The sequence below is a fragment of the Paenibacillus sp. FSL W8-0919 genome, assembly GCF_038003785.1.
In the GTDB taxonomy this organism is placed as follows: domain Bacteria; phylum Bacillota; class Bacilli; order Paenibacillales; family Paenibacillaceae; genus Paenibacillus_AQ; species Paenibacillus_AQ lactis.
Map to the genome: position 1 here is coordinate 2,182,405 of NZ_JBBOPV010000001.1, position 13,158 is coordinate 2,195,562.

16 protein-coding genes are annotated in these 13,158 nt (G+C 51.7%); 12 read left to right on the forward strand and 4 right to left on the reverse strand.

The window, feature by feature from the left end; genetic code table 11:
• Positions 1-62: 62 nt before the first annotated feature.
• The 6 genes from NST44_RS09470 (at position 63) to NST44_RS09495 (ending at position 5,444) form a co-directional block, all read left to right on the forward strand.
• Positions 63-929, forward strand: coding sequence for a CheR family methyltransferase (locus NST44_RS09470; RefSeq protein WP_028405770.1), 867 nt, complete (start codon positions 63-65; stop codon positions 927-929).
• Between the two features lie 22 nt (positions 930-951).
• A complete protein-coding gene (locus NST44_RS09475) occupies positions 952-2,634 on the forward strand; it encodes a response regulator (protein ID WP_213617149.1) in 1,683 nt (560 codons plus the stop codon).
• 129 nt (positions 2,635-2,763) lie between these two features.
• Positions 2,764-3,087, forward strand: a complete 324-nt coding sequence (locus NST44_RS09480; protein ID WP_007131674.1) for an STAS domain-containing protein — start codon at positions 2,764-2,766, stop codon at positions 3,085-3,087.
• Between the two features lie 30 nt (positions 3,088-3,117).
• The gene (gene rsbW, locus NST44_RS09485; protein WP_007131673.1) at positions 3,118-3,567 is read left to right on the forward strand and encodes an anti-sigma B factor RsbW; all 450 of its coding nucleotides are present in this window, start codon (positions 3,118-3,120) and stop codon (positions 3,565-3,567) included.
• Entirely contained in the window at positions 3,564-4,334 is a 771-nt protein-coding gene (locus NST44_RS09490; RefSeq protein WP_007131672.1) for a sigma-70 family RNA polymerase sigma factor, read from the forward strand. The genes rsbW and NST44_RS09490 overlap by 4 nt, the downstream gene beginning before the upstream one ends.
• Before the next feature lie 129 nt (positions 4,335-4,463).
• Positions 4,464-5,444: a magnesium transporter CorA family protein gene (locus NST44_RS09495; RefSeq protein WP_040739907.1), complete on the forward strand. Its 981-nt coding sequence runs from the start codon at positions 4,464-4,466 to the stop codon at positions 5,442-5,444.
• Positions 5,445-5,570: 126 nt separating this feature from the next.
• Here NST44_RS09495 and NST44_RS09500 read toward each other — a convergent pair whose 3' ends face one another.
• From NST44_RS09500 to NST44_RS09510, 3 genes are all read right to left on the reverse strand, one after another.
• Positions 5,571-5,990, reverse strand: coding sequence for a DUF5665 domain-containing protein (locus NST44_RS09500; RefSeq protein WP_213617147.1), 420 nt, complete (start codon positions 5,988-5,990; stop codon positions 5,571-5,573).
• Positions 5,991-6,125: 135 nt separating this feature from the next.
• Complete coding sequence (locus NST44_RS09505) at positions 6,126-6,536, reverse strand: YtxH domain-containing protein (protein WP_213617145.1); 411 nt, start codon at positions 6,534-6,536, stop codon at positions 6,126-6,128.
• 49 nt (positions 6,537-6,585) lie between these two features.
• Positions 6,586-6,846, reverse strand: coding sequence for a GlsB/YeaQ/YmgE family stress response membrane protein (locus NST44_RS09510; protein ID WP_007131668.1), 261 nt, complete (start codon positions 6,844-6,846; stop codon positions 6,586-6,588).
• 279 nt (positions 6,847-7,125) lie between these two features.
• On the opposite strand from NST44_RS09510, the gene NST44_RS09515 reads away from it, so the two are divergent.
• Positions 7,126-8,142 (forward strand): asparaginase, encoded by a 1,017-nt coding sequence (locus tag NST44_RS09515; RefSeq protein ID WP_213617143.1) that lies wholly within the window; start codon positions 7,126-7,128, stop codon positions 8,140-8,142.
• A 55-nt stretch (positions 8,143-8,197) separates the two neighbouring features.
• A complete protein-coding gene (locus tag NST44_RS09520) occupies positions 8,198-8,908 on the forward strand; it encodes a pirin family protein (RefSeq protein WP_007131666.1) in 711 nt (236 codons plus the stop codon).
• Positions 8,909-9,080: 172 nt separating this feature from the next.
• On the opposite strand, the gene NST44_RS09525 is transcribed toward NST44_RS09520, so the two are convergent.
• A complete protein-coding gene (locus NST44_RS09525) occupies positions 9,081-9,305 on the reverse strand; it encodes a DUF1128 domain-containing protein (protein WP_007131665.1) in 225 nt (74 codons plus the stop codon).
• A gap of 187 nt (positions 9,306-9,492) precedes the next feature.
• On the opposite strand from NST44_RS09525, the gene yyaC reads away from it, so the two are divergent.
• From yyaC to NST44_RS09545, 4 genes are all read left to right on the forward strand, one after another.
• A complete protein-coding gene (gene yyaC / locus NST44_RS09530; RefSeq protein WP_213617141.1) occupies positions 9,493-10,032 on the forward strand; it encodes a spore protease YyaC in 540 nt (179 codons plus the stop codon).
• Between the two features lie 106 nt (positions 10,033-10,138).
• A complete protein-coding gene (locus NST44_RS09535; protein WP_213617139.1) occupies positions 10,139-10,936 on the forward strand; it encodes an alpha/beta fold hydrolase in 798 nt (265 codons plus the stop codon).
• A gap of 170 nt (positions 10,937-11,106) precedes the next feature.
• Positions 11,107-11,790: a DUF6483 family protein gene (locus tag NST44_RS09540; RefSeq protein WP_213617137.1), complete on the forward strand. Its 684-nt coding sequence runs from the start codon at positions 11,107-11,109 to the stop codon at positions 11,788-11,790.
• A 26-nt stretch (positions 11,791-11,816) separates the two neighbouring features.
• Positions 11,817-13,001 (forward strand): class I SAM-dependent methyltransferase, encoded by a 1,185-nt coding sequence (locus NST44_RS09545; RefSeq protein WP_144870071.1) that lies wholly within the window; start codon positions 11,817-11,819, stop codon positions 12,999-13,001.
• Positions 13,002-13,158: the final 157 nt, after the last annotated feature.

The window sequence follows — 13,158 nt, forward strand, 5'->3', positions numbered from 1 at the left end:
AGCCGGTTTTTTCAGCACTTTGAACAACCTCTATAAACATTTGGAAAGCGGTGCAGAGGGTAATGTCATCTAAGGACCATACTGAATCAGAAATATGGAGAGAAGATAACGGCAAGGAGCTGGAGCAGATCGAGATCGAGCTGCTGCTGGAAGGCATCCATCGCTTTTACGGCTATGACTTCCGCAACTATGCCATCCCCTCCCTCCGCCGGAGAATTTGGCATCATGTCCATGCGGAGGGCGTACAGACCATATCGGCGCTCCAGAATAAAGTGCTTCATGACCGCGAATGCTTCCAGCGGTTGGTATATAATCTGTCGATCCCGGTAACGGAGATGTTCCGGGACCCGAATTTGTTCCTGACGTTCAGGCAAAAGGTCGTCCCGCTGCTTCGCACGTATCCGTACATTCGGATATGGCATGCGGGCTGCTCGACGGGCGAGGAAGTTTATTCGATGGCGATTCTTCTTCACGAAGAAGGGCTGTTCGAGAAGTCCCGGATCTATGCGACGGACATGAATTCCCGTTCCCTTCAGCAGGCCAAAGAAGGCGTGTTCGACATTAGACGGATGAAGCAGTATACGAAGAATTATATGGAGGCGGGCGGTACCCGTTCGTTCTCCGAATACTATACAGCGAAATACAATTCGGTTATTTTTCAACCTTTCCTGAAGAAGAACATGATTTTTGCAGAACATAACCTGGCAACGGATCGCTCCTTTAATGAATTCAATGTGATCTTTTGCCGCAATGTCATGATCTACTTCAACGACGAGCTTCGGAATCATGTACACGGACTCTTCCATGAAAGCCTGAGCCACTTCGGGATTCTGGTTCTCGGAGCGAAGGAGTCCATTCATTTCACGGATTATAGCGATTCGTACGAGGCGCTGGATCGAGTCGAAAAAATTTACCGGAAGATTAATTAGAAAGCTTTTCTAGGAGGATTCCATGGGGTTTCACGAACCGATTCATATATTGCTGGTTGATGATCGTCCTGAAAACCTGCTTGCCCTTGAGGCTGTTCTGGACAGCGAACAGTATACGCTGGTTAAAGCAACCTCGGGGGAAGAGGCTTTGAGGTACTTGTTGAAGTATGATTTTGCCGTTATTGTACTCGATGTCCAAATGCCGGGCATGGACGGGATCGAAACCGCAAGACTGATTAAGGCGAGAGACAAGACGAAGGATATCCCGATCATATTCATTTCCGCTAACAGCAAGGAAGCGGAGCATTTGTTTGCCGGTTATTCCGCCGGCGCCATCGATTATATGGTGAAGCCGTTTATCCCTCAAATCTTGAAATCGAAGATCGAGGGCTTTGTCGATATGTATCAGACGAATAAGCGGCTGAAGATTCAGTCGATGCAGCTGCATCAGAAGACGCAGGAGCTTGAAAAAATCAATCAAGAGCTGATCAAGGCCAAGGAAGAGGCCGAAATCGCCGCCAAAGCCAAGACGGAATTTCTGGCCATGATGAGCCATGAGATCCGCACGCCGATGAACGGCGTCATTGGCATGATCGATTTGCTGATGGATACCGATCTGGAGGAGGAGCAGCGGGAGTATGCAACGATTATCCGGAAAAGCGCGGACTCGCTGGTTGCCATCATTAACGATATTCTCGACTTCTCCAAAATGGAATCCGGCAAGATGGAGCTGGAGGAATATCCGTTTGATCTTCATTCCTGCGTACAGGAAGTGTTCGGCCTGTTCTCCGGTGAAGCGGCCAAGAAAAGTCTGGAGCTTTCCTATTACATTGAAGATTCCATTCCATCGATGGTTTTCGGCGATATGGGACGTCTGCGTCAGGTCCTGATCAATCTCGTCTCCAATGCCGTGAAATTTACGAATGAAGGCGGCGTCTATCTGGTCGTGTCGCTCACCCAGGCTGAGGGGGACCAGTTGACGCTTCAGTTTACTTTGAAGGATACGGGAATCGGAATTTCCGCCGAGAAGATGGACCGCTTATTCCAACCGTTCTCCCAGCTGGATTCCTCGATGACCCGCAGATACGGCGGCACCGGATTGGGTCTGGCCATCTGCAAATCGCTGGTTCAAATGATGGGCGGCCAAATCGTCGTGGAATCCAAGGAGGAACAAGGGGCGACCTTTGTGTTTACCATTTGTGTCCGTGCGCATGAGGAGGATAACCACCGTTTGCGGGAAGAGCAGCAGAACTCAAAGTACAGAGTGCGCGGAGTAAATCAACCCAGAATTATGATCGTGGACGACCATCCGATAAATCGCAAGCTGATGGACAGCATGCTTGGCAAGATGGGCCTTCGTGCAGATATGGCAGAGAACGGCAAGCAGGCTGTCGACCTCGCGGCCAGTTCCAAGACCTCCTATGATTTGATCTTTATGGATTTGCAAATGCCCGTCATGGACGGCCTTGAAGCGGCACGTCAGATCCGGGGGTTATGTTCAGAAGAGGACCGTCCGGTGCTTGTGGCCATGACCGCTAATGTGATGGACGGAATCCAGAAGCGCTGCCAGGAGGCCGGGATGGACGAGTACCTGAGCAAGCCGGTCAAATTCAGCTGCGTGGAGCAGCTCTTGTCCCGTTATATTCCTTGGGAATCGGAAGATCAGAGGATGCATGCTTCCCCGATACGGATTGGTAACGCATAGGGCTTGCAGCGGGTGCAGCAGGATCTGCGAATTCCCATAAATTAGCTTCGCCGCATTTGCTGCATTCTGATTCAACAAGCAACATATCGGGTTATGAAAAGAGAAAACAAATTTCGGGAGAGAGTGTCTATGAATACAAAAACGAATGATAAGTTCAATGCCAAGACTCATATGAATGATGGTGTATGCACCGTGTTTTTGAGCGGTGAACTTGATTTATCCGTCGCTCCTGATTTTCGGTTGGTCATGGAACCCCTTGTCGGCAACTCTGAAATAGACTTGATCGTCAACATGAAGGAAATGACATACATTGACAGTACAGGCATAGGTATTCTTCTATCGATCCTGAAAGCGAGACACGGCATGCAGGCCCGTTTTGCGGTTGAGGAAGTTCCGCCTCAAATTCAGAAGTTGTTTGATATGACGGGTATTGCGAAGTTCTTTCAGACATAGAAGAATTCCCATAGGAAAGGATCGAAAGAGATGAATTCAGATGTACAAACCGTAACACTGCGTTTGCCGGCCAATGCTGAGTATGTGGATATTGTCAGGTTGAATTTGTACGGGATCGCCTCGAAGATGGGGTTCTCGTATGAGGAAATTGAAGATATGAAGGTCGCCGTGTCCGAGGCATGCAACAATTCGGTACTGTATGCGTACGGGCAGGAAGGCGGCATGGTTGAGGTTCTTTTTCAAGTGGCCGATGAGTCGTTATCCATTACGGTCAGAGACGAAGGGGAGAGTTTTGACAGTGTGGGAACGGTTGGCAGCCCGACCCTCCATGATAAGGATCTCAGCGAGGTCCAGATCGGAGGACTCGGTTTCTATCTGATGGAGGCGCTGATGGATGAGGTGAGCGTAACGAACCAGACAGGGAAGGGAACCGAGGTTACGCTGACCAAGCGCCTTGCAAGAAGTGAGGAGCGGGTATGAGTGATAAGGCGACTCCCCCAGAGTCCAGAGATGAAGCCGTAGACTTAATACGGGAATATCAGCAGACGAAGGATAACGACGTTGCAACCGTGCTGATACAAAAATATGAGCCGATGGTAAAAATGGCGGCAGGCAAGATTGCCCGCAATCGCCCCGACCTGTACGAGGATCTGTACCAGGTGGGCCAGATGGCTTTAATTCGCTTGCTTCAACAGTATGATATCAGCTTAGGGATTCCTTTTGAGCCCTATGCCATGAAGAGCATGATCGGTCATATGAAGAACTTCCTCCGGGATAAGTCATGGTATATCCAAGTGCCGCGCCGGATCAAGGAGAAGGGAGCTTTGGTGCAGCAAGCCATCGATGAGTTAATGGTGAAGCTGGAGAGATCCCCTGATGTGAAGGAGATTGCGGAATACTTGGATTTATCGGTTGAAGAAACCGTCGAAGTGCTGGCCGGACGCGAATGCTATCATTATGTATCATTGGATTCTCCGTTATCCCAGGAAGAGACGGGGGCCACGCTTGGTGAATTAATCAGCTCGGATGTGAATGATTTCGATTCCGTGGAGAAGCGCATGGATCTTCAACAGGCGATGAGCCAATTGAAGGAACAGGAACAGAAGGTGCTGCTGTTGGCATTTCAGGAGGGACAGTCCCAGCGGGCAATTGCCCAGCGGCTGGGGGTATCGCAAATGAGCGTTTCCCGTATCCAGAAACGCGCAACGGAAAAACTGAAGCAGATCATGTCGAGCAATCTCTACTGATATGGACAAGCCTCGGGATTACAGAAGCAGAAGTAACGGCATATAAGGCATGCTTTCCCCTTAATGAGGATAAGCGTGCCTTTTTTGGAATTAATAAAGATATACGCTCATAAGTGGAGGTGGGAGATGATGCTAAGACCGGATCAAAGCGATGGCCGTGATGTATATTCATTTGCAGGAGGATGGACGTGGTTTGATGTCCGGACGAATGACTGGCTGTCTCCGTGGATCGGCGAGCTCCGGATGCAGTACCCCTATTCGGGGGAATGGTTTGACCTTGCCTCGTCTTTAAAGGGGCGGAATTACTTGTCCGTCCGCTTTAAAGGGGGAGTGGAGCCCGTTCTTATGGGCACGATGCTTTACCATGTTACGGAGGGGGCTCCGCAGGTCAGCCGTTCGGAGCAGTTTTATTTTTATGTGGAAGACGGGATTCTGATCACGGTTAATCTGGATGATTACACACGCAGTGCCATGGCTGAGGAGGACAGGAGATCGATGCTCCATCAGTGCGAGCGGCCGATCGATGGTCTCTGTGTTCTTGCCCGTACCATCCTGCATTATTTCCATGAGGGTATGGATCGTTTCGAAGGGAATCTTCGCCTTGTGGAGCAAGACATGCAGAAGCACAACCGGCGATCGCTATTGGACCGGATTTTGACAGCGCGGTTTGAGCTGCTGGATTGGAACAACTTGTTCATTCCGTTTCAAGAGCTGATTGCGGCGATGAAGGAAGGATATCATGACAGCCTCGAAGGCAGCCGTTCTTTTCAGCAGCTTCGTCACCGGGTGGAGAGGCTTGAGCAGCTGTTCCGCCATTATGAGCGGGAAATCGATACGCTGGTATCGATTGATGATGCGGTGTCCAGCTTCCGGGGCAATGAGATCATGAAGACGCTGACGATTTTTACGGTCGTGTTTACACCACCTACCGTGATCGGCGGGATTTGGGGAATGAACTTCGAAAATCTTCCGACCATTAAAACATCATGGGGATTTACCGTGATCATCCTGATTACCCTTATATGGATGTCAGGCATCTATCTATGGATGCGGAGTAAGGGATGGACAGGGGATCTGCTTCGGGTGAAGTCCAGAGATAAAAATATATAAGATTCAAAATAACATCTACAAGATAACGAACAAAGGTCCCTTCCTAGGGCTTGCAGCCAACCTTAGGAAGAGACCTTTCGCTTTATGGGTTGCAGGGAACAAGGGATAAGAAATCCGTCAACGCGGTTACCTTGCCTGATCGACATAGCCTTGCAGATCCGCTATAAAATCGCCGATCATCGGCACGTTGACGAAGAAGCTGAGAATGTAGCCGAGGAGACCGAGGACAAGCGCAGTGCCTAAGGTCAAGCCAAGACCCCGGGCAAGCCCTGCCGTCAGATTAGCGATAATGCGTTTCTTGGGGTTCATATAATTGTCGATCAAATCCTTCATCTCGGACTTTTCCAGAGTCCCCGCGATTTTGTCGAGCCGCGAGTTCAGCTTCTTCACCTCGTGCCGGAGCTCAAAGGGATGCTCCTGCACATCCTCAGGGACGGCAGCCTTCCGTTCTTCGTCTTTCGTCCGCGATTCGTAGCGCGGCCTACGCTCGCTTCGAGAAAGGCCGGCGAAACGCGACCCGCTATTATACGGATTTGCTTTACTCATGGATTTTCCCCCTTTCATGATGGGATATTCATGAAGACATCTTTCGGCTGAAAAAAAGCTTCCCGGCCGGAACAACAATGGCCAGCTTTAGTCAGCTGGCCATGAAGCGACCTAATTCGGCCGTATGTCGAAGGCTTAGTAATTCGTCGTTTGTTTCAAATCGCGGTTGACGTCGGAGGAGGTTTCCATCGCCTTGTCCTTCACATCTTGAGAGGCCTTGGATACCTCATCGGATACATCCGCAGACGCCTCCTTGATACTGGACATCACGCTGCTCCGGCCTTCGTTCACTGAGGCCATGACTTCCGAGGCCTTGCTGCCCACGGTCTTGGCCAGCTCGGTTGCTTTATCGCTTACCGAACTGCAGACCTCTTTGGTTTTATCGGTCACGACACTCAGCTTCTCGGACAGATCCCCGCGAAGCTCACGTCCTGGCTTTGGTGCGAACAGCAGCGCTGCGGCAGCGCCCACCAACGCTCCGATAAATACACCTTTGAAAAATGGAGAGCCGCTTTGAACTGGATATTCTTGTTCTGTGTGATTCATAACTTTCACTCCTTTAAGTTAATATAATGTGGAATATGAATACGAGACTTTAGGCTGTGCGTCGTTTAAACAATTTGGCAACGAGGCCGAGCAGGAACACGAAGATGGCGGTTCCGATAACGGCTGGGACGATCGCAAATCCGCCAATGACAGGGCCCCAGGCTCCAAAGAGCCACGGTCCGATCCAGGCGCCGATGAAACCGGCGATCATGGACCCGACGATACCGCCCGGCATTTCATGACCAACCAGCGCATCTCCGATAATCCCGATGATAATTGCCATGACGATGCTAATAACTATGCCCCACATAAAATCGCCTCCTTTTCAGAGCAATGACTTTCGAGTGGGCTTGCTTATCTCGTATTTAAACGGGAGCCCTGACCGTGAAACAAGATCAACAACAATCGACAATGAAATTAATGTCCGCCCGTTGTGGAATTTTGGCTCATGCCATTTGCTGATATTTGTCTTATACTGAATACAGATTGGCAAAAATTCAGGTTCATTGTCGGATGCGCTGTCAATATGACTCAAAACCTATTCACATAGGAATGCGCTGTATACGGAATATAGAAGGAGTTCATGCTCATGGAAAATGTATTGGTTCAAGAATATCGGGCGGACATGGTGGAGTGCGCCCACAATGGACATATATGTATCGTGAATGAGGAAGGAGCGATACAGGCATATACAGGCGATCCGGGTTTTGTCGCGTTTACCCGTTCTTCCGCGAAGCCGCTTCAAGCGATTCCTGCCATTCGAGGAGGAATGGCGGAGTTCTACGGATTAACGGACGAAGAAATTGCCATCATGGTCGCTTCGCACCGCGGGGAGCCCCGTCATATTGAAGTGCTTCAGCAATTCGCGCGCAAGGTGAACATTCGTGAAGATCTTATGGTTTGCGCACCCAGCTGGCCGCTTGATGATGCAAGCAAGGAAAGCCTCCTGCGCACAGACGGAGACCGGAGCCGCTGGTATCACAATTGCTCAGGCAAGCACTACGGCATGCTCGCATATTGCCAAATGGCCGGTCTGCCTTTAAGCGGCTATGACCAGCCGGATCACCCGCTGCAGCAGGAAATCCTAAGAACGATCGCCGATCTCGCCGGGCTTGCTCAAGGCGACATTCGAACGGGAACCGATGGGTGCGGGCTGCCGGTGTTCGCCATGCCGCTGCAGGCGCTGGCGACGGCCTACATGAAGCTGGCATGTCCTGACCGGATCAAGGACGAGGAAACAAGAGAGGCTGTGCTGACCATAACGTCTGCGATGAACGCATCCCCGTTCATGGTAGCCGGCAGCGGCAAGGTCGATACGGTTCTTCTGGAGGATAGCAACATTGTGGCGAAGGGCGGTTTTAAAGGAGTGTACTGCTTCGGTCTTAAGAAGGAAAAACTAGGTGTTGCCTTTAAAATCGTGGATGGATCGGAGGAGGAATGGGGCTGGATTGCAAAATCCATCTTGGAGCAGATCGGTTATGCCAATAAAGAAACCATTTCGCGCTTGGCGCAGGCATTCCCGACCGACATTCTGAACGACAGCGGCCGCAAGGTCGGCAGGGCGGAGACGGTCTTCAAGCTGGGCCACGGTCCTAGTCCGAACTGATTAGATCAATTTCCGCCGGGGTATTGATTAGTAAAACGGCGGAGGTGAACCGAGCATGATCAAAATCATGACGGCTGCGGAAAGACATACAACCCATCATAACGGAATACACGGTGAATTCAGCTTTTCCTTTGGAGATTATGTGGATCCGCATAATGAGCATTTCGGGAGCTTGCTGGCTCATAATGAATATAAGCTGGGTCCGCTGGAGGGCTTCGATCGAAGATTTCACCATGACCTGGTCATCGTTTATGTCGTGCTTGAGGGAATGCTGACGTATGAGGACGACACCGGCAATCAAGAATTGAAACCGGGGACCGTACATGTCGTAAACACGGGATCCGGCGTATATCATGCCGAGAGAAACAGCTCTCCCGCGGCGGATGTATCGTATTTGGAGATGTGGTTCCTGCCGGCCGAACCGGGTCTTCCATCCAGTTATCATGAAGGTGCTTTTGCAGGGCAGCCGCAGAATCCACTGTCTCCGATCCACATAACAGGAAGCGGGGCGGGGAGCCTGCCGATGACATTGGATGTGAAGATGTACAGCGGCAGGCTGGAGACCGGACATGAACTGACGTTGCCGTCCGAGGATCGAAGGATCCATGTATATGCCATTAGCGGCCATGTCGAAATCACGACGGAGGAAGGGGTGTTCGACCTTACCTCCGGAGATACCGCTCGAATTCAGAAATGCGATAAGGTCAAATTTCGCGGGAATGCGAGTGAAGGCTTCTCGGAGATGATGATCATTGACATGCCATAGGGATGAACCCAATAAGCCCCCGGTGCTCGTTTAGGACAGGTGAGCATCGGGGGCTTTGGTATGGTAAATGCGTTTATTCTGCAAGAGCGTCAAATCCAAGATTTGATCAGGCACGGACAGGGTGCCGCGGTACTGGCAAGAATATTCAGGCGAGGGGCTAGAGAGGTTCTAATTACTTGCCCCGAAGGCGGCCGAGCTCCGAGACGACCGCTTCGACTTCCGAGATGCTGAGGTTATGTTTGGTAATGACCATTTCATATAAGTCATAAATATCGTCGTATTGGCTTACCGAAAAAGCGGAAGCCTGCATGGCGGCCGCACTGGCCATGCGCAGTTTTGATTTGATCTGTTCAATCATATACTCGACGTTGGCTTGGGTCTTTTCATTCAAATCCATGGTTAACACCTTCCTCTCAGGTGGATTACGCAATTCATCCCTGTATTGTAACACGGCCCTGACAGAACGACCAATAGTTTTGCCAAGAACGAGGAGAATGGGGTAAAATCAGGGAAAACCCGTTGCCCATTTTTCGATTCCGGCACGAATGGAATCCATGGGCTGGATATTGATGAGGAGGTCCGTCATGAGCGATCAAGCAGGCAAGCTCCCGATGGCACAGACTGCAAGAGTCAGGATGTCGGGCCAGGAGCTGGGGCCATTTTTTCGGGAAATTTCCAAACGGCATGACGCTGAAGATGTTGTGTTCTTATGCATTGGAACCGATCGTTCGACGGGGGATGCACTGGGGCCGTTAACCGGAAGCCGACTTCTGGAATACGGCTTCCCGCTTGTGATCGGAACGCTGCAGGAGCCCTGCGATGCCGGGAACCTCGAAACCCGGTTGAAGGAGATTCCGGAAGGAAAGATCATGATCGCCATTGACGCTTGTCTGGGCCAGCCTTCTTCCGTAGGCTTTTTCTACACGATGGAGGGTCCGCTTACGCCGGCCGCGTCCGTGGGCGGCAAACTGCCTGGCGTCGGCCAGTATAGCGTTGCCGCCGTTGTCAACGTCCACGGACCGAAGCCCTATTGGACGCTCCAGGTAACATCCTTGTATCAGGTCATGCAGATGGCGGAGCAAATCGCTTCCCAGGCCGCCTCGGCCTTTGGCCTTAGGCCGTGAGACATTCGTTTCAACCGGGGATTTTTGGTTTAATTATAGAGCATTCTTTTATAAAATGTGGGTGTCTGGCTGACGGCACCCGCTGGATAGAAAGAAGGGTATCGCTATGGAAAAAGTACAATGCAACGGCACCACAATTTGTTATGTCGATCAGGGACAAGGGGAGCCGATCATCCTCCTCCACGGATTTTGCGGAAGCTCTGCCTACTGGGAGCAGCTTCTGCCGCAACTTCCCGGATATAGACTCATTGTACCGGATCTCCGGGGACATGGCCGGTCCGATGCGCCGATGGGATCGTATACCATCGAGCAGATGGCGGATGATGTACAGCTCCTGATGGATGAGCTGGATATTCAGAAGGCTGTGCTGCTCGGTCATTCGCTCGGGGGCTATATCACGCTCTCGTTTGCCCAGCGTTACGCTTCTCGACTTCACGGCTTCGGCTTGATCCATTCGACCGGCTATCCGGATTCTGAGGAAGCGAAGGAGAAACGGGTGAAGGCGGTCAGTACGATACAAGGCGAGGGCATCACCTCCTTCGTGGATAACCTCGTGCCTGGCTTGTTTGCGCCGGACACTGAGAAGCTTAAGCCGGAGTGCATCCAGCGGGCGAAGGAAATCGGGTATTTGACACCTCCCCAAGGCGCAATCGGCGCTGCCTTGGCGATGCGGGAGCGTCCGGACCGCCGGGATGTGCTCTCTGCTTCGACGCTGCCGATTCTGCTGGTAGCCGGAGAGAAGGACGCCTTAATTCCGCCGGAACGCAGCTTTACGACAGACCATGACAATGTGACGAAGGTCGTAATTGAAGGAGCAGGCCATATGAGCATGATGGAGACGCCGGAGAAGCTTGGCGAAGCAATCGTTGCTTATATGAAGTCGCTGCATGCGGAAAGTGAATGAGCGTTTTAATCGAATAGATGCATACGAATGAGCGGATATTCCCGAACAGGGGTATCCGCTTTGTTCTGGCCGCTGGCTTTCTGATTCCGAATAGCCTACAATTTAAACGTCAGCAATACACGGTAGATTAGCCATTGCCCATGTCAGGGATAATAAGGGGAGGCAAGCTCATGTTACGGAGAGATTATCTTATGCGGATGGTAGAGGATATGACCCAAATGATTGCCAAAGTATTTGCCCTGAAGCAGGAGCGCAAGCATACCGAGGCTTTATGGGAGCTCGACGACATGCTCCGGCGCCAGTTTCGTCTGAATTCCAAGCTGCTGCGTTCACTGTCGGCCTCCGATATCGAGCAGTTGTTTTACAATCACGGTTACTTGGAAGCAGACAGGCTTCAAGGGGCTGCCAGGCTGCTTGAAGAAGAGGCGGAGATCGAGCAGGAGCTGGGCCGTGAGGATGAGGCTGTTCATCTCTACACCAAAGTGCTTCAGATGTATTTGAAATCCGCATTGAACGGGGCCGATCCCGGATTATTCGATTTGCCGGGGAGAATCCGGAGCGTTAAGGAACGGCTCCGCGCGTACGAGCTGCCCGCTCGGCTGGTTCGTGACGATATGGCCTATGCCGAGCAGGAAGGACGTTACGCGGATGCGGAGAATCTGCTTTATCAGCTTCTGCAAAGCGGGGGGATCGATGCCGATGAAGCGACCCGCTTCTATCATCGGCTTCTGCTGAAGCCTGCGGAGGAGCTGGAGAGAGGACAGCTCCCGCTTGCGGAGGTTCATGAGGGCATGGAGGAGCTGAGCCGGCGATTCATGCCGGGGAAGCAGGAAGAACTGTCCGGCCGGGAGTAGCCGGTCTATCTAATAAGGAAAGTGAGATGTACCCTTTGGAAGCTTTAAGAAAATTGATTCATAACATCATGGAGCAGTCTGCGTTAATTACAGCGACACTGAGTCAGCTTCGCAAACGGGAAGGCATGACCTACAGCAAGGTGACGGTCAAGCCGGTCGAGCTCAAGAGCAAGCTTCATTACCAGTTTGCCTACTATTCGGGCACCAAGGTGACGCACCAGAATGTGCCGACGGAGGAAGCGGAGGCCGTCCTGATCGATATGTTCGAGAATGTCTTCCGCCAGGCGATGATTTACACGCCGGAAGCCGATTATCAGGTTCTGATCTCGAAAAAATACAAGGTGTCGATTCTGACAAAGTCCCCGACCAAGACGTCTGTGGACATGTCCCATAACCGCAAGAAATCGTACATTCTTGAAGAAGGCGAGCCGGTTCCGTTTCTGGTAGAGCTCGGCATCATGAACGAGGACGGGAAGGTATTCGCACGCAGGTACGATAAATTCAGGCAGATTAACCGCTTCCTGGAGATGGTGGAGGATGTCCTCCCCCATTTGCCTGAGGATCGTCCGCTGACGATCGTGGATTTCGGATGCGGCAAATCGTATCTGACGTTCGCGCTGTATCACTATTTGGCGGTGAAGGCGCGCAGAACGCTGAATATTGTCGGATTGGATCTAAAGGCGGATGTGATCGAACACTGCAGTATGCTGGCGAAAAAGCTGAATTACAGCCAGCTGCGTTTTCTTGTCGGCGACATCGCGGAATATGACGAATTGGAGCGGGTCGATATGGTCGTCACCCTGCATGCTTGCGACACCGCAACCGATGCCGCGTTGGAGAAAGCCGTACGCTGGGGGGCTTCGGTCATTCTGTCGGTGCCTTGCTGTCAGCATGAGCTGTTCGCCCAGATCAACAGTCCGGTCATGGAGCCGCTCTTGTCGCACGGCATTTTGAAGGAGCGCTTCTCGGCGCTGGCCACGGACGCCATCCGGGCGAAGCTGCTGGACCTGATGGGATACAAGACGCAGCTGCTGGAGTTTATCGATATGGAGCATACGCCGAAAAATATTTTGATCCGCGCGGTCAGCGGCTCTGCCGGAGAGCGGGATAAGCTGTGGCAGGAATATACCGCATTTCGCGATTTTCTGAAGGCCGATCCTTATTTGGAGCGGGCCTGCAGGGATTTGCTGCCGGATCAATCATCGATTTAACGTTAATAATCAGGGCGACAGAAGCGGGAGTGTCCGCTTTTGTCGCCTTTTTGTATGCCCTCACGCACTGAACCCCTACGATGCCAACCATATATCAAGCGGGCGGGGGTTCGCTTCAAATTGCATCAGGAGCGGCAAATCAAAGCGGCATCTACAC

Bases quoted from the DNA above. Each gene is read 5' to 3' on its own strand.
- NST44_RS09535 (WP_213617139.1), top strand. From the start codon at position 10,139: ATGGAAAAAGTACAATGCAACGGCACCACAATTTGTTATGTCGATCAG.
- NST44_RS09505 (WP_213617145.1), bottom strand. From the start codon at position 6,536: ATGAATCACACAGAACAAGAATATCCAGTTCAAAGCGGCTCTCCATTT.
- NST44_RS09490 (WP_007131672.1), top strand. From the start codon at position 3,564: ATGAGTGATAAGGCGACTCCCCCAGAGTCCAGAGATGAAGCCGTAGAC.
- NST44_RS09475 (WP_213617149.1), top strand. From the start codon at position 952: ATGGGGTTTCACGAACCGATTCATATATTGCTGGTTGATGATCGTCCT.
- NST44_RS09495 (WP_040739907.1), top strand. From the start codon at position 4,464: ATGCTAAGACCGGATCAAAGCGATGGCCGTGATGTATATTCATTTGCA.
- NST44_RS09525 (WP_007131665.1), bottom strand. From the start codon at position 9,305: ATGGATTTGAATGAAAAGACCCAAGCCAACGTCGAGTATATGATTGAA.
- rsbW (WP_007131673.1), top strand. From the start codon at position 3,118: ATGAATTCAGATGTACAAACCGTAACACTGCGTTTGCCGGCCAATGCT.
- NST44_RS09545 (WP_144870071.1), top strand. From the start codon at position 11,817: ATGTACCCTTTGGAAGCTTTAAGAAAATTGATTCATAACATCATGGAG.
- NST44_RS09480 (WP_007131674.1), top strand. From the start codon at position 2,764: ATGAATACAAAAACGAATGATAAGTTCAATGCCAAGACTCATATGAAT.
- NST44_RS09520 (WP_007131666.1), top strand. From the start codon at position 8,198: ATGATCAAAATCATGACGGCTGCGGAAAGACATACAACCCATCATAAC.
- yyaC (WP_213617141.1), top strand. From the start codon at position 9,493: ATGAGCGATCAAGCAGGCAAGCTCCCGATGGCACAGACTGCAAGAGTC.
- NST44_RS09510 (WP_007131668.1), bottom strand. From the start codon at position 6,846: ATGTGGGGCATAGTTATTAGCATCGTCATGGCAATTATCATCGGGATT.
- NST44_RS09540 (WP_213617137.1), top strand. From the start codon at position 11,107: ATGTTACGGAGAGATTATCTTATGCGGATGGTAGAGGATATGACCCAA.
- NST44_RS09500 (WP_213617147.1), bottom strand. From the start codon at position 5,990: ATGAGTAAAGCAAATCCGTATAATAGCGGGTCGCGTTTCGCCGGCCTT.
- NST44_RS09470 (WP_028405770.1), top strand. From the start codon at position 63: ATGTCATCTAAGGACCATACTGAATCAGAAATATGGAGAGAAGATAAC.
- NST44_RS09515 (WP_213617143.1), top strand. From the start codon at position 7,126: ATGGAAAATGTATTGGTTCAAGAATATCGGGCGGACATGGTGGAGTGC.